At 63.5% G+C, this 23,400-nt stretch carries 20 protein-coding genes; 8 read left to right on the top strand and 12 right to left on the bottom strand.

Annotation, left to right across the window (positions count from 1 at the left end; genetic code table 11):
* Positions 1–15: 15 nt before the first annotated feature.
* Genes J3P96_RS18960 through J3P96_RS18945 form a run of 4 tightly spaced genes read right to left on the bottom strand, consistent with a single transcriptional unit; the run spans position 16 to position 3,828 of the window.
* Positions 16–660 carry a CpsD/CapB family tyrosine-protein kinase gene (locus J3P96_RS18960; protein WP_434569118.1) on the bottom strand — a complete coding sequence of 215 codons (645 nt, stop codon included), beginning with the start codon at positions 658–660 and terminating at the stop codon, positions 16–18.
* Positions 661–1,407: a sugar transferase gene (locus J3P96_RS18955; RefSeq protein WP_305495735.1), complete on the bottom strand. Its 747-nt coding sequence runs from the start codon at positions 1,405–1,407 to the stop codon at positions 661–663.
* A complete protein-coding gene (locus J3P96_RS18950) occupies positions 1,394–2,476 on the bottom strand; it encodes an NAD-dependent epimerase (protein WP_434652939.1) in 1,083 nt (360 codons plus the stop codon). The genes J3P96_RS18955 and J3P96_RS18950 overlap by 14 nt, the downstream gene beginning before the upstream one ends.
* On the bottom strand, positions 2,473–3,828 hold the full coding sequence (locus tag J3P96_RS18945; protein WP_305495731.1) for a UDP-glucose dehydrogenase family protein: 1,356 nt from the start codon (positions 3,826–3,828) through the stop codon (positions 2,473–2,475). Before J3P96_RS18945 ends, J3P96_RS18950 begins: the two co-directional genes overlap by 4 nt.
* A 377-nt stretch (positions 3,829–4,205) precedes the next feature.
* Between J3P96_RS18945 and J3P96_RS18940 the strand changes: the two genes are divergently transcribed.
* The 6 genes from J3P96_RS18940 (at position 4,206) to J3P96_RS18915 (ending at position 11,064) form a co-directional block, all read left to right on the top strand.
* On the top strand, positions 4,206–5,903 hold the full coding sequence (locus J3P96_RS18940; protein WP_434652937.1) for a sulfatase-like hydrolase/transferase: 1,698 nt from the start codon (positions 4,206–4,208) through the stop codon (positions 5,901–5,903).
* Between the two features lie 295 nt (positions 5,904–6,198).
* Positions 6,199–6,867, top strand: coding sequence for an ABC transporter ATP-binding protein (locus J3P96_RS18935; protein WP_434652935.1), 669 nt, complete (start codon positions 6,199–6,201; stop codon positions 6,865–6,867).
* Positions 6,864–9,335, top strand: coding sequence for an FtsX-like permease family protein (locus J3P96_RS18930; protein WP_434652933.1), 2,472 nt, complete (start codon positions 6,864–6,866; stop codon positions 9,333–9,335). The genes J3P96_RS18935 and J3P96_RS18930 overlap by 4 nt, the downstream gene beginning before the upstream one ends.
* Positions 9,325–10,395: a lipocalin-like domain-containing protein gene (locus J3P96_RS18925; RefSeq protein ID WP_434652931.1), complete on the top strand. Its 1,071-nt coding sequence runs from the start codon at positions 9,325–9,327 to the stop codon at positions 10,393–10,395. Before J3P96_RS18930 ends, J3P96_RS18925 begins: the two co-directional genes overlap by 11 nt.
* A gap of 65 nt (positions 10,396–10,460) precedes the next feature.
* Positions 10,461–10,703, top strand: a complete 243-nt coding sequence (locus J3P96_RS18920) for a hypothetical protein (RefSeq protein ID WP_434652929.1) — start codon at positions 10,461–10,463, stop codon at positions 10,701–10,703.
* Positions 10,704–10,893: 190 nt separating this feature from the next.
* Complete coding sequence (locus J3P96_RS18915; RefSeq protein WP_434624838.1) at positions 10,894–11,064, top strand: hypothetical protein; 171 nt, start codon at positions 10,894–10,896, stop codon at positions 11,062–11,064.
* A 175-nt stretch (positions 11,065–11,239) separates the two neighbouring features.
* Here J3P96_RS18915 and J3P96_RS18910 read toward each other — a convergent pair whose 3' ends face one another.
* From J3P96_RS18910 to J3P96_RS18885, 6 genes are all read right to left on the bottom strand, one after another.
* Positions 11,240–11,758, bottom strand: coding sequence for an Hcp family type VI secretion system effector (locus J3P96_RS18910; RefSeq protein ID WP_434652927.1), 519 nt, complete (start codon positions 11,756–11,758; stop codon positions 11,240–11,242).
* Positions 11,759–12,058: 300 nt separating this feature from the next.
* Positions 12,059–13,435, bottom strand: a complete 1,377-nt coding sequence (gene hglS, locus J3P96_RS18905) for a 2-oxoadipate dioxygenase/decarboxylase HglS (RefSeq protein WP_434652925.1) — start codon at positions 13,433–13,435, stop codon at positions 12,059–12,061.
* Positions 13,436–13,523: 88 nt separating this feature from the next.
* Positions 13,524–14,744 carry a glycolate oxidase subunit GlcF gene (glcF, locus tag J3P96_RS18900; RefSeq protein ID WP_434652923.1) on the bottom strand — a complete coding sequence of 407 codons (1,221 nt, stop codon included), beginning with the start codon at positions 14,742–14,744 and terminating at the stop codon, positions 13,524–13,526.
* Positions 14,745–15,803, bottom strand: coding sequence for a glycolate oxidase subunit GlcE (gene glcE, locus J3P96_RS18895; protein ID WP_434652921.1), 1,059 nt, complete (start codon positions 15,801–15,803; stop codon positions 14,745–14,747).
* On the bottom strand, positions 15,803–17,302 hold the full coding sequence (gene glcD / locus J3P96_RS18890; protein WP_434652919.1) for a glycolate oxidase subunit GlcD: 1,500 nt from the start codon (positions 17,300–17,302) through the stop codon (positions 15,803–15,805). Before glcD ends, glcE begins: the two co-directional genes overlap by 1 nt.
* 151 nt (positions 17,303–17,453) lie before the next feature.
* Entirely contained in the window at positions 17,454–18,383 is a 930-nt protein-coding gene (locus J3P96_RS18885; protein WP_434652917.1) for an alpha/beta fold hydrolase, read from the bottom strand.
* A gap of 203 nt (positions 18,384–18,586) precedes the next feature.
* Between J3P96_RS18885 and J3P96_RS18880 the strand changes: the two genes are divergently transcribed.
* Both J3P96_RS18880 and J3P96_RS18875 read left to right on the top strand, forming a co-directional pair.
* Positions 18,587–19,666: a diguanylate cyclase gene (locus J3P96_RS18880; protein WP_434652915.1), complete on the top strand. Its 1,080-nt coding sequence runs from the start codon at positions 18,587–18,589 to the stop codon at positions 19,664–19,666.
* Positions 19,667–19,742: 76 nt separating this feature from the next.
* Positions 19,743–20,981, top strand: coding sequence for a M20/M25/M40 family metallo-hydrolase (locus J3P96_RS18875; RefSeq protein ID WP_434652913.1), 1,239 nt, complete (start codon positions 19,743–19,745; stop codon positions 20,979–20,981).
* Positions 20,982–21,134: 153 nt separating this feature from the next.
* Here the strand turns inward: J3P96_RS18875 and J3P96_RS18870 are convergent, their stop codons facing one another.
* Positions 21,135–21,413, bottom strand: a complete 279-nt coding sequence (locus J3P96_RS18870) for a DUF6124 family protein (protein ID WP_434624820.1) — start codon at positions 21,411–21,413, stop codon at positions 21,135–21,137.
* Between the two features lie 467 nt (positions 21,414–21,880).
* On the bottom strand, positions 21,881–23,215 hold the full coding sequence (locus J3P96_RS18865) for a substrate-binding domain-containing protein (protein WP_434603565.1): 1,335 nt from the start codon (positions 23,213–23,215) through the stop codon (positions 21,881–21,883).
* Positions 23,216–23,400: the final 185 nt, after the last annotated feature.

Here is a 23,400-nt window from a genome sequence, read left to right as displayed (position 1 = left end):
CATCCTTTTGCAGGCTTACAGGTTGTTGTAGAGCCACTTGGGCATGTAGTACTTGCGGCGATTGAAGACGCTGCCGACCACCTTCGCGCCGGCCTGGGCCAAGCGTTGTCGGGCGGCCTGGGCGACTTCCCAGCGGGTGTCCTCGCCGCGCACCACCAGCACCACGCCGTCCACCTGAGTGCCCATGACCAAGGTGTCGGTGGCCGAATACACCGCGTCGGCGTCGATCACCACGAAGCGGTACTGCGCGGCCAGTTGCCTGAACAGCGGGCGCAGTCGCTCGGGGCTCAGGCGCTCGGCGTTATGGCCCAGGCGACCGTTGGGCAGGACGTCGAAGGGCAGGCTGGAAACCTGCACCACGCAGTCCTGCAACAGCGGCGGAGAAAGGCTGTTGAACAGCAGGTCGCTGAAGCCGCGCTCTTTTTGCAGCGACAGCTGCTGGCTGAGGTTGCGCGGCGACCGGCTGGCGTCCACCAGCAGCACACGGCCGCTGCTCATCTGCGCCAACTGGGCGGCCAGCGCCATGGCGCTGGTGCTCGTGCCGGTGCCGATATTCGCCGCCGTCAGGAGCAGGATCCGCAGGGAAGGGTCGAGCACGGTCGAGGTCAGGTTGGTCTCGCTCGGGCTTGCTATGGTCAGGATATTCGTTGAACCGTCCATTTAACTCGCTCCGTGGCCGCTGAAGACTTTGAAGGGGGTGATCATCAGGATCTTCAAATCCAGCAAAAGGCTCTGCTCGGCGATATAGCTGAGGTCCAGTTCCACGCGCTGGTCGAAGTCGATATTGCTGCGTCCGGAGATCTGCCAGAGGCCGGTGAGGCCGGGGTAGATGCTCAGGCGCACCAAATGGTTGTCCTTGTAGCGGTAGGCGTTGAACGAGGTCGGCCGCGGGCCCACCAGGCGCATGTCGCCGGTCACGACGTTGATCAGGTTCGGCAGTTCATCGAGGCTGCTGCGGCGCAGGAACCGGCCGATGGGGGTGATGCGCGGATCGTTGTCGATCTTGAAGTCGATGGCGTCGGCGCCGTGCTTGTTGAGGTGGCGCAGCGATTCTTTCAAGGCCTCGGCGTCGGCGACCATGGTGCGGAACTTGTACATGCCGAAAACGCGGCCGCGATAGCCGGTGCGTTTCTGCACGAACAGCACCGGGCCAGGGCTGGAGAACCTCACCAGCAGTGCCAGGCCCAGCAGCAGCGGACTGAGCATCAGCAACAGGGCCAAGGCGCCGAGGCAGGCCACCACCCGGTTGGTGCGCGAGACGGTCCAGGGCCGGCCGCCGTCGCGGCCAGTCATCCAGCCACGACCCTGGCGGTGGATAGCCGCGTCCAGGCGCCTGCGGTGCTCGGGGTCGACTCGTTTGTCACGGCCGAGGGTCCGGGTCGGGATGTCTTGCTCATGTCGGGTCATAGACTCCTCCGTTGAGGTTGGGCCGCAAGCGTTCTGTCGCAAGCGGTGCGTGGGCGATGGGCGGTGCGTAGTAATCGAGGAACCAGTCGATGAAACGGCCGAGGCCTTCGTCCAGTGCGATGCAAGGCTGGAAACCGGTGGCCCGGGCCAGGTCGCTGGCATCGGCGCAGGTGTTCAGCACATCGCCCGGTTGCAGGGGCAGCAGCTCGACTCGCGCGCTCCGGCCCAAGTGTTTTTCCAGCAGCGCCACGTAGGCCCGCAGCGTCACCGGATGCTGTCCGCCAATGTTGAAGACGCGCCACGGTGCCAGGCTGGTGGCCGGGTCCGGCTGGTGGCGATTCCAGTCCGGGTTTGCATGAGGTGGACGCTCGATCAGCCGGGCGATGCTCTCGATGATGTCGTCGATGCAGGTGAAGTCGCGCTCGTGCTCGCCATGGTTGAACAGCTTCAGCACCTGGCCTTCGGCAATGGCCCGGGCGAACTGGATCGGCGACATGTCCGGCCGGCCCCAGGGGCCATAGACGGTAAAGAAACGCAGGCCGGTGCAGGGGATGCCGAACAGATGGCTGTAGCTGTGGGCCATCAGTTCATTGGCTTTTTTGGTGGCCGCGTACAACGACAACGGATGGTCGACGCCGTCCTGTACCGAATACGGCGTGCGCTGGTTGGCGCCGTACACCGAACTGGAAGAGGCGTAGATCAGGTGCCTGACCGGATGGCGGCGGCAGCTCTCCAGAATGTTCAGGAACCCGCTGAGATTACTGTCGACATAAGCCCGCGGATTTTCCAGCGAATAACGCACGCCGGCCTGGGCTGCCAGATGGATCACCACGTCGGGGCGATGGGACTGGAACAGTTGGTCGAGGGCCGGTGCGTCGGTCAGGTCGATTCGCGCCAGGTGGAAGTCGCCGGCCTGGCCTTTGACCCACGCCACGCGGTCGTGCTTGAGTTGCGGGTCGTAGTAGTCGTTGAAGTTGTCCAGTCCGCACACGTCATGGCCGTCGCGCAGCAGTCGCAGCACGCAATGGGCGCCGATGAAACCGGCCGCGCCGGTCACCAGGATGTTCATGCTTGTGGCCCCTGGACGGGCACGGTGTGGCGCAGCCCGATGCCGCGATACAGCAGCCCGGCGGCGGCCAGGTGTTCCGGGTTGTACAGGTTGCGACCATCGATGATGACCCGCGCGCGCAGCTTGCTGGCAAGCAGGTCGAAATCGACCACGCGAAAATTCTTCCACTCGGTGCAGATCACCAGGGCGTCGGCATCTTCCAGCGTGTCGTCGCGGGTAGCGCAAAGGTTCAGGTCCTTGCGATAGCCATAGAGGCGCCGACATTCGGACATGGCTTCCGGGTCGTAGGCCTGGACGCGGGCGCCTTCGCGCCAGAGTGCCTCCATCAGGTAGCGGCTGGGCGCTTCGCGCATGTCGTCGGTGTTCGGTTTGAATGCCAGGCCCCAGATGGCAATCGACTTGCCCGCCAGGCCGTCGGGGAACTGCAGCGTGAGTTTTTCGAAAAGGATGTGCCGCTGGCTGTCGTTCACATCGGTGACGCTGCGCAGCAGGCGCAGTGGCATGCCGCTTTGTTCGGCGGTGTGCAGCAGGGCGCGCAGGTCCTTGGGAAAGCACGAGCCGCCAAAGCCGCAGCCGGGATAGATGAAGTGGTAGCCGATGCGCGGGTCCGAGCCGATGCCCTTGCGCACGGCCTCGATGTCGGCACCCAGGTGTTCGGTGAGGTTGGCCAGTTCGTTCATGAAACTGATGCGCGTGGCGAGCATGGCGTTGGCGGCGTACTTGGTCAGTTCCGCGCTGCGGTTGTCCATGAACATCAGCTTTTCGTGGTTACGGCAGAAGGGCGCGTAGAGCTCGCTCATCTGGTCGCGGGCCAGGGCGTCGACGGTGCCGACGATGATCCGGTCCGGGCGCATGCAATCGGCCAGTGCGCTGCCTTCCTTGAGGAACTCCGGGTTGGACACCACGCGCACATTCAGTTGTTGCAGGCCGCGACGGGCCAACGCCTGGCGGGCGCATTCGGCGACCTTGTCAGCCGTGCCGACCGGCACGGTCGACTTGATGATCAGAGTGCGGTCGCTGTCCATGAAGTCGGCGATCTGCCGGGTCACGGCCAGGACATGGCTGAGGTCCGCCGAGCCATCTTCATCGGCGGGCGTGCCCACGGCGATGAAGATCAGCTCGCCATGGTTGACCGCATCACTGGCCTGGCAACTGAACGACAGGCGCCCGGCCTTGATGTTGTCTTCGAGCAACCCGGACAGTCCCGGCTCGCTGATTGGCGGTACCGCCTGTTGCAGTTGCCGGATCTTGTTCGGATCGATATCGACACACAGGACGCGATGTCCGACGTCTGCCAGCGCCGCCGCTTGAATCAGCCCAACGTACCCCGTTCCAAATACGCTCACGTCCATTCTTGGCGCGCCTCGCAGACCCGTTGATGTAACTCGGATGAAACTGTTTAGAGGGGTATAGCGCAGCCTCAGAAAAGCGTGTCAGCAAAATGACAGTTGTCAGAGTTGGCAAACTCGAAAGAGTAGGGCTTTTTGATATCAAGTCCTTGACGGAATTGGAAAAGTGCCGTTTTTAAAGGGCTTTAACGGGGTTTGAGTAGCCGATGAACGGTATCCATCCATAGATTTTTATGTTTTTTGCTGGCTTCAGGTGTCATTTTTGAGCTAACTTTTTTTTGACGCTCTAGCCGTTGATCGGCTTTCTTGCGCTTTGCAAACCCGCTGCTAGTGTGCAGAAACCAAGCCGTTTTCAACCTCCTCGTAACGCTGGGAAAAACATGGCGCGATACCTCAAGGAACTGCTACTGCTTCTATACCTGCTCAGGGCACATGACTATTACCTCGACCGTCTTGCGGCGCTGGGTTTTGGCTTTGCAACGCTGCTGTTCGGCGCGATGTTCGTTGCGCTGGTGCTGGCTCTGTGGATGACCGCGTACATTCGTCAGGCATTGGTGCGGCATCTGTTTGCCCTGGCGATGTTTGCCTCGGCGGTGTTCTTCGAGGTCTACACGCGCGTAACCGACAGCTACCTGACCTACAGCCAGTTCGTGTCGATGGTCTATTCCGGCGGGTTCATCCAGGAGGCGGCTTATCAGTACCGCGAGGTGATCATCAGTGCGGTTGCGGGGGGCTTGTTGCTGCTGCTGGGGATCGGCCTGAAGCCCCGGCGGCGTCTGCCGTTGCCCGGCTACGTCGCGATCACTGCGCCATTGCTCGGCGTGCTGCTGCTCAGTGGTGTGCTGTTCGTACGGGCAGGCGAGGGCGCGCGCGGTTTGCCGATCATGTACACGCCGCTGGCCTATCTGAACCTGTTCATCTATGAAGCCGTGCACAACACCGTGGGCCCACGGGCGCCAGTCAGCCTCGTGCGGCAAACAGCGGCAATCGGCCACGATATCGTGCTGATCATCGACGAAAGCATTGGCGGGAATTATCTCGATATCAACACGCCGTCCGGCGTCGCCACCGGCCTCAAGACGCCCCCTCCCGGCGTGGAAATCCTCAATTATGGCTACGCCGCCTCGATCGCCAATTGCAGCGTGGATACCAACGTTACCCTGCGCTATGGCGGCACCCGTGGCGATTACATGCGCATCAACAGCACCCAGCCGTCGATCTGGCAGTACGCCCGCAACGCCGGGTTGCGCACCGTCTATATCGACGGCCAGAACACCGGCGGCAAGCGGCAGAACCTGATGACAGAGCTGGAACAACAGGACATCGACGAATTTGTCCAGTTCGACCAGGTCCGTGTGCGCGACCGAGACATGGCGGCTGCGGCGAAACTGATCGAGCTGATGGAAAACGACCGGGCCGAATTGGTGGTGGTCAATAAAGTCGGCGCGCATTTCCCGGTCCACGATAAATACCCCGATGCTTTCATGACTTACCGTCCGGCCTTGCCGCGAGGGCAGTTCGAGGAGGTGGCCGAAACCGGCCGGCGCGACGGTTTCAGTGGCGAGGCGGATGATTGGGCGCTGTATCGCAATGCTTACCAGAACACCTTGCTGTGGAGCGTCGGCGAATTTTTCCAACGTCTTTTCCGTCAGGGCAATCTCGACAATGCGGTGCTGATCTACACCTCCGATCATGGCCAGGATCTGCACGAGCGCGGCAACCCCGGCCTCAACACCCATTGCGGCGGAGATCCGGTGGAAGAAGAAGGGCTGGTGCCGTTGCTGGTGATCCAGGGAAGCCGGTTGCAGACCCTCGATTGGCGCAGCGCCTGGGCGCAGAACAAGGACCGCTCCAGCCACTACAACATCTTCCCGACGTTGCTGCGGTTGATGGGCTACGAGTCGGCCGGCGTCACGGCGCTGTATGGAAAATCCCTCGACCAGCCGACCGAAGACGACTTCACCTTCAACTACCGTTTTAATGCGCGGCTGGGGGCCAAGCCGGCGTGGAAGCACATTGACCTGAGCAACATCGTTACGCCGAAACCAGTCCAGGGTGAAATGGCGGTGGGGCATTGAACTGGCGGGTGGGAAACCTGAATCCTCGGGGGCGCTGCATCAGTGGCTTTGGTGGCGACTGGTGCATCGCTATCGCGAGCAAGCTCGCTCCCACATTTGATTTGTGTTGAGTCAGATTCTGGATTCACTGGACTAACCCTGTGGGAGCGAGCTTGCTCGCGATGGCGTCCGGTCAGCTTGCAATTCCCCTTGGCTTGCCGCTATTACAAACAAACCCGCATCACATGTTTTTGGAACTCTGCGCACAGCGCAACCTCCGCTATCCTGATGCCCTTGTCGATCAGCCGAGTTGCCCATGCTTGAGGTCCGAAACGTCTTCAAAAGCTACACCACGCCCCAAGGCCCCCTGGCGGTGCTGCAAGGTATCGACTTGACGCTGCCTCCCGGCAGCAGCCTGGCGCTGATGGGGGAATCCGGCAGCGGCAAGAGCACCTTGCTGCATCTGGTCGCTGGCCTCGACAAGGTCGATCTGGGCAGCATCCACAGCGCGGGGCACCGGCTCGAAGACATGAGCGAAAGCCAGTTGGCGAACTGGCGGCGCACCGAAATCGGCCTGGTGTTCCAGCAGTTCAACCTCATCAGCAGCCTTGCGGTGGAAGACAATCTCGCATTCCAGGCGCGCCTGTGCGGTCGGTTCGACGCTACGTGGCAAGCGCATCTGGTGCAGCGGCTCGGATTGTCGGAGCTGTTGCGGCGTTATCCCGAGCAGCTTTCCGGCGGCCAGCAACAGCGGGTGGCCTTGGGCCGGGCGCTGGCGTCACGTCCGCCGTTGTTGCTGGCGGATGAGCCCACCGGCAGCCTCGACGAAGCCACCAGCGACGAGGTGCTGCAATTGCTCCTGGAATTGCTCGATGGCAGCCCGACCAGCCTGTTGATGGTTACCCACAGCCAGCGGGTGGCGGCGCGTCTGGCACATCGCGTGGTATTGCAAGGCGGGCGCCTGGCGCAAGCGGGCCCGGCGTGATGATCTTTCGCCAGACCCTCAAGGCCCTGCTCAGTCACTGGCGTCGGCACCCAGTGCAATTTTTCAGTGTGTTGACCGGGCTTTGGCTGGCCACCAGCCTGCTCACTGGCGTACAGGCCTTGAACAGCCAGGCCCGGGACAGCTACGCCCGGGCCAGCCAGCTGATCGGCGGCGAACCCCAGGCCAGCCTCAGTGCCCCTGGCGGGGGCACGTTCCCACAGCAATGGTTTGTCGACCTGCGGCGTCAGGGTTGGCCCGTATCGCCGGTGTTGCAGGGTCGGCTGACGCTTGCGGGGCATGAAGACCAGCGCCTGCAATTGATGGGCATCGACCCGGTGTCGCTGCCGCCGGGTTCGGCCGTGGCGGGGCAAGCGCGGGAGATTGCCGAGGTGGTGGACTTCTTCACCGGCCCCGGTCGTACCTGGATCGCCCCGCAGACGTTGCAGGCCCTCGGGCTGAAAGTGGGCGACCGGCCCCGCAGCGCCGACGGCCAGGCCTTGCCGCCGCTGCACGTACAGCCGGACATGGCGCCAGGCATGCTGTTGATGGACATCGGTTTCGCCCAGCAGCTCCTGGGGTTGCCGGAGCAGGTTTCGCGAATGTTGTTACCGGCCACGTTCACCGCGCCCTTGCCCGAGGCATTCAACGGCCTGTTGCAATTCAAGCGCGCGGACGAGGAGAACAACTTGACGCGCCTGACCGAGAGCTTTCATTTGAACCTCGACGCACTCGGGTTCCTGTCATTCGTGGTGGGGCTGTTCATCGTTCATGCCGCCATCGGCCTGGCCCTGGAACAACGGCGCAGCCTGCTGCGAACCTTGCGCGCCTGTGGCGTCAGTGCGCGGGTACTGGTCGCCAGCCTGGCGCTGGAGTTGGGCGCGTTGGCCTTGCTCGGCGGGGTTGCCGGGGTGCTCAGCGGTTACTGGCTGGCGAGCCTGCTATTGCCTGATGTCGCGGCGAGCCTGCGCGGTCTGTACGGCGCCGAAGTGCCGGGGCAATTGCACCTCAGCCTTTGGTGGTGGCTCGGCGGCGTGGGCCTGGGCCTGCTCGGTGCGTTGCTGGCCGGGGGCCAAAGCCTGTTGCGGGCGGCGCGCCTGCCCTTGCTGGCGCTGGCTAATCCCCAGGCCTGGCACCAGGCCCACGCGCGGTGGTTGCGGCGCCAGGGCGGGGTGGCACTGATGGCCGCGCTGATCGCGGTGGCGGCGCTGGTCTGGGGCGACAGCCTGGCGAGCGGTTTTGTCCTGATGACCGCGTTGTTGCTGGGCGCGGCGCTGGCGCTACCGGTGCTGCTCAACGCTGTGTTGAACCGGTTGTTGCGCGGCAACCGTTCCGTGCTCGGCCAATGGTTCCTCGCCGATTGTCGCCAGCAGTTGCCGACGTTGAGCCTGGCGCTGATGGCGTTGTTGCTGGCGCTGGCGGCGAATATCGGCGCCGGCAGCATGACCGCCGGTTTCCGCCAGACCTTCAGCGACTGGCTCGAACAGCGGCTCACCGCCGAGCTGTACATCAACCCACAGACCCCGGCCCAGGCAGGCGAGTTGTACGAATGGCTCAAGCAACAACCGAGTGTCAGCGCCGTATTGCCGAACTGGCAGGTATCGGTCCCTCTGCAAGGCTGGCCGACGAATATCTACGGGATCATCGATCACCCTTCCTATCGCCTGCACTGGCCCTTGCTGGAGTCGGCCGGTGAGCAGGCCTGGGACCAACTGGCCGGCGCCGACACGCTGATGCTCAGCGAACAACTGGCCCGGCGCCTGAAAGTGGAGGTCGGCGACCGGTTGACCCTGCCGACCCCACAAGGGCCGTGGACGCCGCAGATTGTCGGGATTTATGCCGATTACGGTAATCCCAAGGGGCATGTGCTGATCAACGCCGATCACCTGCTGGCGCACTGGCCTCAATTGACGCCGAATCGCTTCAACCTGCGCATCGAGCCGGCCGCCATCGGGCCATTGCTGGCGGCGTTGCAAAGCCGGTTCAGCCTGGACGACAGTCACATCGTCGACCAGGCTCGCCTCAAGGGCTGGTCGACCCAGGTATTCGAGCGCACCTTTGCCGCCACCGCCGCGCTGAACAGCCTGACCCTGGCGGTCGCCGGAGTGGCGTTGTTCATCAGCCTGCTGACCCAGAGCCAGAGCCGTCTCGGTCAGTTGGCGCCGTTGTGGGCCGTGGGTGTAACGCGTCGGCAACTGATGCTGCTCAACCTCGGCCAGACCTGGTTGCTGGCGCTGCTGACCTTACTGCTGGCCGTGCCGCTGGGCATCGCCCTGGCCTGGTGCCTGGACGCCGTGATCAACGTGCAGGCTTTTGGCTGGCGCCTGCCGTTGCGGGTATTCCCGCTGCAATTGGCGCAGTTGTTGGGCCTGGCGATGTTCGCCACGCTGCTGGCGTCGGCGTGGCCGCTGTACGCGCTGTACCGCACGCAACCGGCGGATCTGCTCAGGACCTTCGCCCATGAAAATTAGAATCGGCCTGATGCTGCTGGCCTTGCTCGGCGGCTGCGACGACTCGTCGGCGCCGGAAAAAGGTTTTGCCGGCCTCGGCAACCAGGCCGTTGCATTTACGCCTGTGGTGCCGGGGCGCGTGTTCAGTTTTCCGGCCGATCATGGTGCCCATGACGGGTTTCGGATCGAGTGGTGGTACGTCACCGCCAATCTCAAGGATGCCGAGGGGCGGGATTTCGGCGTGCAGTGGACGTTGTTCCGCAGCAGCCAGGATGCCGCTCCCCAGGCCAGTGGCTGGCGTAACCAGTCCATCTGGCTCGGTCACGCCGCGGTCACTTCCGCGACCGTCCATCACGCCGCCGAACGTTATGCCCGCGGCGGAGTGGGGCAGGCCAGAGTGCGCACGACCCCGTTCGATGCCTGGATCGACGATTGGCAATTGACCACCCGAAGCGCGGGCACTGATCCCCTGGCGGCGATGCAGCTCAAGGCGCGGGATGCACGTTTCGGCTATGAGCTGCAGCTCACTTCGACGCGCCCGCTGGTCCTGCAAGGCAATCAGGGCTTCAGCCAGAAATCCGAGCAGGGCCAGGCATCGTATTACTACAGTCAACCTTTCTTCCAGGCCAACGGCCAGCTGGAAATCGATGGCCAGCGCTATCAGGTCAGCGGTCCGGCCTGGCTCGACCGTGAATGGAGCAGCCAGCCGCTGACCGAAAACCAGACCGGATGGGACTGGTTTTCGCTGCATCTGGATAATGGCGAACACGTCATGCTCTACCGCATGCGGCACAAGAAGGGCGCGCCGTACCTCACCGGCACCTGGATCGACGCCCAGGGCCAGGCAACGACTCTGAGCGCCAGCGAAATCAGCCTCGAACCGCTGGACACCGCCGAGGTCGCGGGACGCTCGATGCCGGTGCGCTGGTCGATCAGGATTCCCGCCAGGCAGCTAGAAATCATCACTCAGGCGCTGAATCCCGATGCCTGGATGAACCTGCGTATTCCTTATTGGGAAGGGCCGGTGCAACTGAGCGGCAATCGTGGCGGCATCGGTTACCTGGAAATGACCGGCTACTGACAATCACCGGAACTCCCGACAAGCGTCGCCTCTCATACTTTATGAATGCCTCGCGGGAGCCCCTCATGAGCGATGACCTCAAACCTCCGTCGCTGGCCGACTGGCAGCGGCTGTTCGACGACAAGGCCTACTTCCAGCAGTCGCCCGACGTTCATTTCACCGAGCTGACGCGGCTGGCGGACGACCTGTTCGGCCAGGGAGCCATTGACCTGGACCGCTGGCAGGAGCTGAAGACCAAAGCGGAGGAACTGCACCAGCGCTCGCCGGATGCGAATGTGGCGGAGGAAGTGGCCGATCCTGATGCCTGATTCTTCGTGGGCCGCCTTCGCGAGCAGGCTCGCTCCCACAGAAGCGTGAGCGGGCTCTGCCACAGAGAGTGCATCCCAATGTGGGAGCGAGCCTGCTCGCGAAGAAGACAACCCGGTCCTGATGACAGCCCTTGCCGCCATCCATCCAACCAAACGCCAGCCACTGGCACCACCATCCAAGGAGTCCACCATGAAGCCCGGTCCCGATCAGACCCAACACAACCCCGACGAGCCGGCGTTGCCCGGCGAAGTGGAGCGAGACAACGACGCGCTACGACCGAACGACCCGGCCAAGCGAGAGCAGCAAGGCAATGCCGAGGCGCAGGAAACCGATGCGCAAAAAACCGCACGGGGCGATTGAATCTTGGGTGGCGAGAAACAAACTCCCTCGCCACGCTACGTGAATAATTATTTAAGCGGGCCTCACGGACAGACCTGGCAAGCTCCACTATCATTGTTTTCGTTCGCCCAGTGCCAGGCTCTTTACCAGTGCATGGAATGCCGAGGCCGTCACACTGGGCGAACACCTGCATGACTCAGCCCGCTGTCGGGATGCGCCAGTCATCCGAGCCAGAAGTGCCGCTGACCTCGTGAGTCCAGGTGATTTTTCGGTAGCTGAAATGAACGTCCTGCAGATGGGTAAAGTGGCTGTTGCCCGGGTCTTGGCACGTGAGCATGTAGTCTTTCATGTCGACGATGATCGCATCCTCCAGCTTGGTGGTGTAGTAGTGCTCCTGGGTGCCTTGGGCCGACGTGCGGTACCAGTGGATTACAACCTCGGTCATCCGTTCGCCGCTGTTCAGGGCCTGCAGCAGAAGAGGCGAAGCCTTGTCGAAGACCTTGGTGATGACCAAGGGTTTGTGCAGGCGCTGGCCGGTGGGCTGGCCCGATTGAGGGTCGCGGGGGATGGTCATCTCGTGCTGGACGGCCTGCACCATGACCTGGTCTTCATGGCCTTCCTGATAGGTATTGCCAACCGAGTCAGCGCTGAATGCACCGGCAGTGATCAGGCCTTGTTTTTCACCGGTGACGGACATGTAAGCGGGGGTAGCCAATGGATGCTCTCCTTCCTGGATAAACTGAGAAGCCCCGGGACGCGAATCGTCCGAAGGCGGTCTGAGCGTTATCAAGAGCCGTGCCATCGGCAAGAAAATACTGCTGGATCAAGGTATTAGCTTGTTTTCTGGGCGAGCCTCGGGTCGCGCGCCCGGCAAATCACGCAAACGGCTGCACGCTGCCTCGCATTGATCTGCCCAAGCACGAGGCACCGTGTTGCCGGGAGCAAGGCGCGTAAGTCGAGCGGATGCTGCTGTCGGACTTGCGCAACTTGCTGCTTCTCCTTCCTGCGCTGGTTTTCAGAGCCCCAGCGTATGCAGACATTCATCGACGGAGCGCTGCTGCGTCTCGGCATACAGCCCCAGTTCATCGATGGTCGGCCGCCCCAGCGCCGTTTCGAAGGCGTGCCGATTGGACTGTCCGGCGTAGTGATTCTGCGCGGCATCGCCCAGGTTCGACTGGAAGATGCCGGCGGCGCTGACCGGAAGGAAATCTTCGTACACCAAGGGTTCGGCGCGCAGGTACTGCTGCTCAAGCAAGTGCTCCAGCGAGCTCGACCGTTCAATCGCGCCCTTGGCGGTCAGCCCCGCTGGCGTCACGAAATAGCGAAAGTACGCCAGCGCTTGTCGGCGCAGCTCGTCGAGGGTGTCAGGGAATTCGGCGAAGTGTTCAGCCATCAGCGCGTTGTAGCGTTCGGCATTGGCTTCGTTGGGAAACGCGCCCAGGGCGTCCCGCGCCGCGTTCAGCAGTTGATCGTAGAGCGCCCGGCCCTTGGGCGTAAGCGCCGCGCCGCGTTGCTCGATTTCACCAAAACGGGCGCTGTGGCTGCCTTGGGATTCTGGTTGGTCGGTAAACGCGACGGGTTCATCGAGCGCCTTGAAACTGGTCTGGCGCAGCAGGATGGGGCACTGGCGACGGGGCGGGCCTTCGATCACGGCCTTGGGCGTGATGCCATGCACCGGCATCTGGGCCTGGACAATGTCGATGTCCAGGGTGCGCGGCGTCAGGTGATTGATATGCGGGCCCTTGAACGCCACCACGTCGGCAATCAGCCGATGCTGAGCGCTCAGTTGACGGTATTGTCCGGCGGTGACGGTGGCGCTGTGGTGCCAGCGAAAGGTTTCCAGCGCTTGCAGCACAAATTCCTCGGCCTGGGGCTCGGTCAGGCCGCCCTGACGTTCGGCCAACTCGATGAGTTCAAGGGCGCCGGAAGTGAAGATCTGCCGTTTGCCCAGCACCGATTCGGCGAAGGCCCGAAGCTCGGCGTCTTCAATCAGCTCCAGGCGCAACAGGGAAGTGAACACGCGAAAGGGGCTGACTTGCAGTGCGGCCTCATGCACGGCGCGGAAGGCCGTGGAATGCACCGGCACCCCGGCTGGCGTGAGATCGTAATAGCCCACCGGCTGCATGCCCATGACCGCGAACAGCCGACCCAGCATCGCCAGCTCGGCGGCGGTGCCGACGCGGATCGCGCCATGCCGTTCCAGGTCCAGGCGCTGCAGTTCGCCGGTGTTGCGCAGGTGTTCGGCCAGTTGCGGATCGTTTCCCAACACCCGGGCGTTGGTTTGCTCCACCAGGTTCATCAATGCGCCGTACAGCGGTACTTCGTCGCGGTACATGTCGGACATCGCCCTGGAGAAGCGTTGGCGGATCAGGTCGGGGCTGACGAAGCTCATCGTGGGAATTCCTGGCGAGGGCTGTGGGAAAGATGGACAAAAGATCGCAGCCTTCGCCAGTGCCGGCAAACGAAGAATCTTCACGACTTCATTCTGCCAGGGACTGATCCACCAGCTCGATCCAGTGCCGCACGGGCGTGCGACCGGCACCGTCAAGGTGGCTCTGGCAGCCGACATTGGCGGTGACGATCAGCTCCGGCCGGCCGCTTTCCAGCGCGTTGAGACGGTTATCCCGCAATTGTCGCGCCAGCGCCGGCTGGGTCAGCGAATAGGTCCCGGCCGAGCCGCAGCACAGGTGGCCGTCGGGCACCTCGGTGAGGTTGAAGCCCAGCCTTGTGAGCAGGGCTTCGACGGCGCCACCGAGTTTCTGCGCGTGTTGCAAGGTGCAGGGGCAATGGACGGCGATGCGTTGATCCCTGGCGGCGCAGATTGCTTCCAGCGGTTCGTTGCCGAGTACCTGCACCAGGTCCAGCGCGCGTTCGCTTACGTGTTTCGCCTTGGCGGCATAGGCGGGATCGTGTTCCAACAGATGCCCGTAGTCCTTGATAAACGCGCCGCAGCCGCTGGCGGTCTGGACGATCGCCTCGGCGCCGTCCTGCAAGTGCGGCCACCAGGCATCGATGTTGCGCCGGGCGTGGTCCAGCCCGGTGGGTTGAGCGTCGAGATGATAATCCAGCGCGCCGCAACAGCCGGCTTCAGGGCTGGCAACGACGCTGATGCCGAGCCGGTCCAGCACCCGGGCGGCGGCCGCGTTGGTGTTCGGCGACAGGCCCGGCTGCACGCAGCCTTCGAGCATCAGCACGCGGCGCGAGTGCCGCACGGCCGGGCGCGTGCCGGGGGACGCCGCCGACCGTGGCAGCTTGGCCTCCAGGTTCGCCGGCAGTAGCGGGCGGAACACCGCTCCCAGGCGCAGTAAGGTCTTGAACCGTTCGGGACTCGCAGCCAGGCTCCGCAAGCCGAGACGCAGGCCGCGTTGGCCGGCGGGGCGGGGTACGGCCGCGTCGACCACGGCCCGGCCGATGTCCAGCAGGTTGTGATAATCGACGCCGGACGGGCAGGTGGTTTCGCAGTTGCGGCACGACAGGCAACGATCCAGGTGCAGTTGGGTGCTGGCGGTTGGCGGCTGGCCTTCGAGCACCTGCTTGATCAGGTAGATGCGTCCGCGCGGACCGTCCAGTTCATCGCCGAGCAACTGGTAAGTGGGGCAGGTGGCGTTGCAGAAGCCGCAATGCACGCAACTGCGCAGGATCCGTTCGGCCTCTTCGGCGCGAGGCAGGCGTTGGCTTTTTTCACTGAACCGGGTCTGCATCTAGAACTCCGCGTACATTCGGCCAGGATTGAACAGGCCCTGGGGATCAAGCTTCGCCTTGAGTTGACGGTGGTAGCGCAGCAGCGCCGGTTCCAACGGTTGGAACGGCGTTGCGGTTGCGCCAGGACGATAGCAGACGGCATGGCCGCCCCATTCCCGCGCCAGGGCCTGGACCGTATCGGCGTCGGTTTTCAGCCAGCGCTGCGCGCCCGCCCAATCGATCAGTTGCGCACCGGGCAAGTCGAGCGGGCCGGTAGCGTTGGGCAGCGACAGGCGCCACAGGGGCAGGTCTTCAGCGAAGAATGGCAGGCGATGTTCATTCAGCTCGGTCCAGTATTGATCGTCGATGGCTTCGCCGCCCAGGCGCTGATGGGCCGCGCTGACCGAACCCTCGCCGCCTTCCAGGCGCAGGCGCAGACAATCGCCGTCGTGGCTGGCGGCGCTGATGGGCAAGGGTTGTCGGCCCCATTCGGCGAGTTTTTCCAGGGCTTCGCGGCTGTCTATTTCCAGGCGGATGCTCAAGCCGTGGCGGGGCTTGGGCAGCACTTTCAAGGACACTTCGGTGATCACCCCCAGGCAACCGAAACTACCGGCCAGCAGGCGCGACAGGTCGTAGCCGGCGACGTTTTTCATCACCTCGCCGCCAAAGCGCAACAGGTGGCCGTGGCCGCTGATCATCCGCGTGCCGAGCACATAGTCGCGCACCGAGCCGGCCCACGGACGGCGCGGCCCCGACAATCCGGCGGCGACCATGCCGCCCACCGTGGCGTCTGTGCCGAACGCCGGCGGCTCGCAGGGCAGCCGCTGCCCGGCGGCGTCCAGCGCGGCCAACAGCTCCCGCAGCGGGGTGCCGGCGCGGGCGGTGATGACCAGCTCCGTGGGGTCGTAGTCAACGATCCCGCGATGCGCACGGGTGTCCAGCACCTCGCCGGCCACTTGGCGTCCCAGGAAAGCCTTGCTGTTGGAGCCCTGGATGCGCAGCGGCGTATCGCTCGCGCGGGCGCGGTTGACCTGCTCCAGCAGCAGCTCGCTGGCGTCGCGGTCGACTTGCGCGGTCATCAGAATCGCTCCAGTTCAGCAAATGGCAATTGCCCGCCATGGATATGCATCGCGCCAAATTCAGCGCAGCGGTTCAGGGTCGGTATGTTCTTGCCGGGGTTGAGCAGGCCAAGCGGATCGAATGCGGCTTTCACCGCGTGGAACAGTTGCAATTCTTCGCTGTTGAACTGCGTGCACATCTGGTTGATTTTCTCCCGGCCGACGCCGTGTTCACCGGTGATGCTGCCGCCCACCTGGACGCACAGTTCGAGGATCTTCCCACCCAGGGTTTCGGCGCGCTCCAGCTCGCCCGGCTGGTTGGCGTCGAACAGGATCAGCGGGTGCATGTTGCCGTCGCCGGCATGGAACACGTTGGCGACCCGCAGGCCGTGTTCGCTGCCCAGGCTGGCGATGCGCTGCAAGACCTCGGGCAATGCCCGCCGGGGGATGGTCCCGTCCATGCAGTAATAGTCCGGCGCCAGGCGGCCTACCGCCGGAAACGCATTCTTGCGTCCGGCCCAGAACCGCAGGCGTTCGGCCTCGTCCCGGGCCAGGCGCACCTCGGTGGCGCCGGCCCGTTGCAGCACTTGGCGGACCCGTTCGCAGTCATCGTGGACATCGGCCTCGACGCCATCGAGCTCGCACAGCAGGATCGCTTCGGCGTCGACCGGGTAGCCGGCGTGGATGAAATCCTCGGCGGCGCGGATCGCCAGGTTGTCCATCATTTCCAGGCCGCCGGGGATGATCCCGGCTGCGATGATCTCGGCCACCGCCCGTCCGGCCTTGTCCACCGAATCAAAGCTGGCCAGCAGCACCCTGGCAACCTGGGGGCGAGGCAACAGCTTGACGGTGACTTCGGTGATGATCCCCAGCAGGCCTTCGGAGCCGGTGAACAACGCCAGCAGGTCCAGGCCTGGCGAGTCCAGGGCCTCGCTGCCCAGCACCAGGCGTTCGCCTTCGATGGTGAGGATTTCCAGCTTCAGCAGGTTGTGCACCGTCAGGCCGTATTTCAGGCAATGCACGCCACCGGCGTTCTCCGCGACGTTGCCGCCGATGGAGCAGGCGATCTGCGAGGAAGGGTCCGGCGCGTAGTACAACCCGAACGGCGCCGCCGCCTGGGAAATCGCCAGGTTGCGCACCCCTGGCTGCAAGCGCGCGGTGCGGGCGTCGGGGTCGATGTGCAGGATCTGGTTGAAGCGCGCCATCACCAGCAACACGCCGCTTTGCAGGGGCAGGGCGCCACCGGACAGGCCGGTCCCGGCGCCCCTGGCCACCACCGGTACATGCTGTTCATGGCACAGCGTGAGCAAGGCCTGCACCTGCTCGACCCGCCGCGGCAGCACGACCAGCAATGGCGTGGTCCGGTAGGCAGACAGCCCATCACATTCGTAGGGCCTGAGGTCTTCGTCGCGGTGCAGGATATCCAGGTCCGGAATGCGTGCCTGCATGGCGTCGAGCAGGGCCTGCTTGGGCACTTTCGGCAGCGGGCCGTCGAGCTGCTCGTCGTAGAGGATGTTCATCGGATGGTTGCCTCAACCTGTGGCGAGGGAGCTTGCTCCCGCTGGGCCGCGAAGCGGCCCCAAAATTTTGTGTAAAAACAAAAAACCTGGGCCTGCTGTGCAGTCCAGCGGGAGCAAGCTCCCTCGCCACGGTATTTCAACGCGGCTGACGTCACTGCCCCAACCCCTTCAGAAAATCCCGGTACAACGCCGCGGTCTTGCCCGGTTTTTCAACCATCGGCATATGCCCGACTCCGTTCCAGATTTCCACCCTGAGGTCGGTGATGCCCTTGCTCCATACCGGTACGCTGCTGACGTCGATCAACCGGTCCTTGCGCCCCCAGAGTAGCAACGAAGGGGCGCGGATGTCGGCCAGGCGCGGTTCCATGGGTGGGCTGGCGCGTAAATCGACGAAGATCTCCGCCAATTCCTCCCGGCGCTGTTCATAACGCTCGGCCAGCGCTGCCAGCACTACGCTGGGCAGCCAGGGCGGCGAGGCCATGGTCATGGCGTAGAACGGCGCGAAATCGGCTCGAGAATCAACCAGGAACGGGTTGTGGCCGGCGGCCAGGTGGCGTTCCATGTCGCTGGGTTCGGGGGCGGTGACACCGGCCGGATCGATCAGCGCCAGGGTCAACACCCGCTCAGGCGACGTCGCCGCCAGCCAGGCTGCGAGGTAACCACCCATGGAGTTGCCGATCACATGGACCTTGTCCAGGCCACAGGCATCGAGCAATTCGATCACTCGCCGCGCCTGGGTCGGGATGTCATAACCGCCGCCGGCCTTGAAGCCGGTTTCGCCATGGCCGGCCAGGTCGGGAATCACCACCCGGTAATCGCCGACGAAATACCGGGCGAAGCGCAACCAGAGGTTCTTGTCGGCGCTGTAGCCATGCAGCATCAGCACGCTGCCGGACGCTTCATAGGGCCCGCCCTGCCAGGTCGACACCGTCATTTCGCTGATCGGCACGGTAATTTTGTGCAGCCGGTAGAGACGCGCCTCCAGCGCCATGCCCAGGTCATACAGCACATGGCCGATGCCCGGATACGTCAACCAGCTCCAGGCGATGAACACCGCAAGGACCACCCACAACACCAGCATGTTGTTGCCTCCATATCAGGACAAGGCGATCGAGACCCTGTACCAACGAATTTCCCTTTTTCATGTATAGCCAAAATCCGCGGGGAACCACGCTGATCGGTCGGAATAAATACCCCTGCATCGATAGTGGCTATTTGACTCCGCCCTGATAGACTGCCCAAAACCTATCCCGGCCCCGGGAGACCGGTGGTGCAGAGGCCCCTATGCATAAAACGGGAAAAAAGGGATTGTCGCTGGCCAGGAGGCTCTACACATCCCGAATCCTCGGTCTGGCGCTGGGGTTGCTGGTGGTGAGCGCCGCGCTCTATACCCTCGACCCGGCGCCCTGGGTCTGGGGCTTCATGCTGTTCAACGGGTTGCTCTGGCCGCACGTGTCCTACCAATGGGCCCGTCGTTCGACGGTGCCGTACCATGCCGAGCACCGCAACCTGGTGATCGACGCCTTCCTCGGTGGCTTCTGGGTCGCCGCGATGCAATTCAACCCGCTGCCTACCGCCGTGACGCTGGCGATGATGGCAATGAACAACGTGGCCATCGGCGGCCTGCGTTTCCTGTTGGTCGGGGCTGTGGCCCAGGTTGCCGGTATCACCGTCGGGATATTCATGTTCCCCTTTGCCAGCGTGCCCATGACCAGCCCGGCGCAGCTATACGCCTGCTTGCCGTTGCTGTGCCTGTACCCGCTGGCGCTGGGCTGGATCTGCTTTCGCCAGGCGCACACCCTGGGCCGACAGAAACGCGAATTGCTGGCCCTGAGCCGTACCGACAGCCTGACCGGCCTGCTCAACCATGGCGCCTGGAAGGACCGGCTCAACGAGGCATTCCAGCACTGCCGACGCCAGTCACCGGACGGGGCAGGGCATGGCGTGATCGCGCTGATCGACATCGACCACTTCAAAGCCATCAATGACACCTACGGCCATGGTGCCGGTGATGTCGTGCTGCGTCAGCTCGGCAAGCTGCTGGGGCAGAACCTGCGGGCCACGGACATCGTCGGGCGCTATGGCGGCGACGAGTTCGGGGTGATCCTGCCGGACCTGACGCTGCTCAGCGCGGTGCAGGCGATGGAGGGGCTACGCGAACGCTTCACCGCGCAGGACTACGAACGTGACCCGGCGCTGAAGGTGAGCCTGAGCATCGGCCTGGCGGCCTTCACGGCGGATTATGCCGATGCGACCGCCTGGCTCGACGACGCCGACCAGGTGCTCTATGAAGCCAAGACCAGCGGACGCAACCGGGTTGTCTGTCAGCGACATCGGCCGATGCTGGAGGCGTCCGCGATCTAGAGCCTTGGCGAATTGTCGGGTAGGGTGCTGGTTGACCTTCCCGATGATGCTTTCCAGATGAAACAAGGATGAACTCATGACCGTTATCGTTCGTCGCTCCCGTCTCGCCGTCAGCCTCGGCCTGAGCCTGGCACTCGGCGCCTTTGCCCCTGCCGCCCTGGCGCAGCCCCATCAACAGGTGCTGGCCGATGCCGAGCAGTCCAAGGGCGAGGCGCTGAAACTGCTTGAACGCCTGGTAAACATCGACTCCGGTTCCGGTTATGTGCCGGGGCTGACCCAGGTCGGCGATATCGCGATCGACGAGTTGCAGAAGCTCGGCGCCAGCATCGAAAAGGTGCCCAATTCTGACGGCACCCACCATGTCCTGGCGACCTTCAAGGGCACCGGCAAGGCGAAAATCCTGCTGATGGCCCACATGGACACGGTGTTCAAGGAAGGCTCGGCGGCCGAACGTCCCTTCCATATCAAGGATGGCCGCGCCTACGGGCCGGGGGTGATGGATGACAAGGGCGGCATCGTCGCGGGCATCTATGCGCTGAAGGTGCTGAAGAACCTGGATTTCAAGAATTACGCGCAGATCACGTTCCTGCTCGATGCCAGCGAAGAGACCGGTTCGGACGTCGCCACCGACCTGATCAAGAAAACCGCCAAGGCCCATGACGTGACCCTCAACCTTGAACCGGGGCGCCCGGCCGACGGCCTGGTGGTGTGGCGCAAGGGCAGCGCAACCGCGCTGGTGGAGGTCAAGGGCAAGGCGGCCCACGCCGGCGTCGCACCGGAACTGGGGCGTAACGCGGCAATGGAAGCGGCGCATCAGATACTGCAACTGGGCAAGCTGGGCGACGCGGAAAAGAAGACCACCATCAACTTCACCGTGCTCAAGGCCGGTGACCGGACCAACGTGATCCCCGACCAGGCCACGGCCAAGGCCGACGTGCGCGCAGCGGTGCCGGAAGAATTCGACCGCATCGAAAAAGACCTGGCCCGGGTCTCGAAGGACAAGCTGATCGCCGACACCGAAGTCACTACCAGCCTTCAGCGCGGTTTGCCGCCCATGCCCCAGACCGCCGAGTCGGACCGGTTGATGGCCATGGCCCAGGGCATCTATGGCGAGCTGGGCCGCAAACTGACCGAGGAAGGCAGCGGCGGCGCGGCGGACGCCAGCCTGTCCGCCGGCGTTGGTACACCCACGCTGGACGGATTTGGCATCGTCGGCGGCAATATCCATACGCCCGAGGAATATGCCGAGGTCGAAAGCGTGGTGCCGAGGATTTATCTGCTGACGCGAATGATCATGGAGTTGGCCGCACGGTAGCAGCCCGCGGAAGAAAGGGTTTTCGTGGCGAGGGAGCTTGCTCCCGCTGGGCCGCGAAGCGGCCCCAAGGATTTTGTGTTGAAACAAAAAACCTGGGCCTGCTGCGCAGTCCAGCGGGAGCAAGCTCCCTCGCCACAACAGGGTTGTGCTTGGCTAGCGTGGGTCGACGTTGTCCAGCGCGCGGTTTGCCAGGAGTGCGCCCAGTTCGATCAGTTGCTGGATGCCCAGGGCAATGTGGCGTCGTGAATCTTCCAGGTCGAAGGCCAGGTAACCGACCATGGCGTTGGCCGAGGCGAGGGTTTCGCTGAGGTTGGCGAGCAGGGATTCGGTGTCGATGCCGTTGATGACGGTGAAGAGCTGGCCGGGATCGGTTTCTCTTGGATCGGCGGTGGCTGGATCGGTGTCCGGTGGGTTGGGTGTTGGTTTGAACATGGTGAATCTCCGATGCGTCTGAAGGAGCCGTAACCCTCTCGCTACCAAACGAAGGGTGGTGGCCATACGAAGGTTGGTAGACCGGGCATCGGAAGCCGGCGTCTCCGGAGAGACCCTGCGCAGGGCCACCATAAAGCGAGGCACATGATTGCACTCACAAGAGGTGACGCTATGCACCGAAAGCCCGGGCTACCAAACCCGATCGCTGATTTTTCAACGACCAGGCCACAGTAAAGCCCACCCCCAAGGCGCACAAGCCGGCCGATTCTGGCGTAGTTGTAGGCAAAGGCGCAAGACGCGGGAGTTCGGTCCTACACGCAGGCCAACCCAATAAACCCCCGGGCTTTTCGTGGCGAGGGAGCTTGCTCCCGCTGGGCCGCGAAGCGGCCCCAAGGATTTTGTGTTGAAACAAAAACCTGGGCCTGCTGCGCAGTCCAGCGGGAGCAAGCTCCCTCGCCACTAGGGGTTCAGTAAACCCAAACCTCCACTCGCCGATTGCGCACCCGGCCTTCGTCTTCATTGTTGGCCGCCACCGGCATCAGTGCGCCGAACCCGCGGACCTCGCGCAACGTCACGCCGTATTTGACCAGTTCCCGCCGCACCGCCATGGCGCGCAGTTTGGACAGCAGGTCGGCTCGCGCCGGGTCGTCCTTGAGGTCGCCAAAACCCACCAGGGTCACGCGCCGGTCGAGTTTTCCGTGTTGCCTTATATAGTCGAGTACCCGGCCGAGGTCTTGGTGGGCCTTGTTGTCCAGGCTGGCGCTGCCTTCCTCGAAGCGGAAATTCACGGTCAGGCGCTGGGCATGGCGGCTCAAGGCCTGGTAACCCTCCGGCATCAGCGCGTTGGGCGTGACGGACATGGCCTGGATGGTCTGGGCGATGAATCCGTTGGCCGCGACGATGGCCTGGCCTTGTTCACTTTGGCTGAAGTCGACCAGGGCTTCGGCCCACGGGTTGGTTTGCGCTGGCGGCAAGTAGAAGAACAAGCGCCGGGACAGGGGATAATCCTCGGTGGCGATCAGGTTGTTCAGCGGCAACATGGGCTGCGAGGCGCCGTCAACGAGCGCCAGGGGTTTGGCCTGACGTACATAGGGCAAGCCGATGAAGCCGATGCCTTGCGGATCCTGGCTGACCGCATCGGACAATTGCTCACTGGATTCGAAGCGCTGGGCCGTAGGATCGAGCTTTTTTCCTTGTCGGTTGAGTACCAGTTCCTTGAAGGTATCGTAGGTGCCGGACTGTTCGTCCCGCGCGTATAAATGGATGGCCCCGCCGACGCTGCCCACCGCTTCCCAGGTCTTTGCCTCACCGCTGAAAATGCGCGCCAGTTGCGCGGTGTCGAGCTGACGCAACGGGTTTTGCGGATGCAGAATAATCGCCAGGCCGTCGATGGCGATGACCTGCTCGGCCATCGGACTTTTCAAATCGCCGAGGGCCGACAGGTCCTTCAGTTCACCGTCCTTGATCGGACGGGACGAGGCTGCCAGGTCAGCGCTGGCTTGCTTGAGAGCGGCGAATCCGGTGCTGGAACCGTGGGCCGCGATGTCGATCTGGACGCGCTTGCCTTCGGCGGTCCAGCCAACGATCCGTTGCTCATTGTCCCGGCCGGTTATTTCGCTGCTGACCCTGAGCAGCCCCTGGCCTTGCATCAGGCCCTTGACCAGGGCCGGCCCCAGTGCCGCGCCGATGGTGTTGGAGCCCTGGATGCGCAGGGCCGGGCCGTGTTCGGGAACGGGCAAGGCGCCGGCCCATGCCATGAGCGGCAGCCAGAAGCTCATGAAAAACACAACGCACAGCCGCATGCCGGCACCTTCTTGAACCAGGGAGGTGCCGGAAGATTAAGTCAGTCAGATTGCTGAAAGATGACAGGGTTGCGACGCGGAGCGTATGACCGACCCGGTCGAATGTGGGAGCGAGCCTGCTCGCGAAAGCGCTGTGTCAGGCGCCATCATTTCGACAGGAATAGCCCTTTCGCGAGCAGGCTCGC

Origin of the sequence: Pseudomonas sp. R3-56, from assembly GCF_051132075.1 — a bacterium.
In the GTDB taxonomy this organism is placed as follows: Bacteria; Pseudomonadota; Gammaproteobacteria; order Pseudomonadales; family Pseudomonadaceae; genus Aquipseudomonas.
The sequence above is the reverse complement of the archived record's forward strand: the minus strand, read 5'-3'. Positions and strand labels throughout refer to the sequence as shown.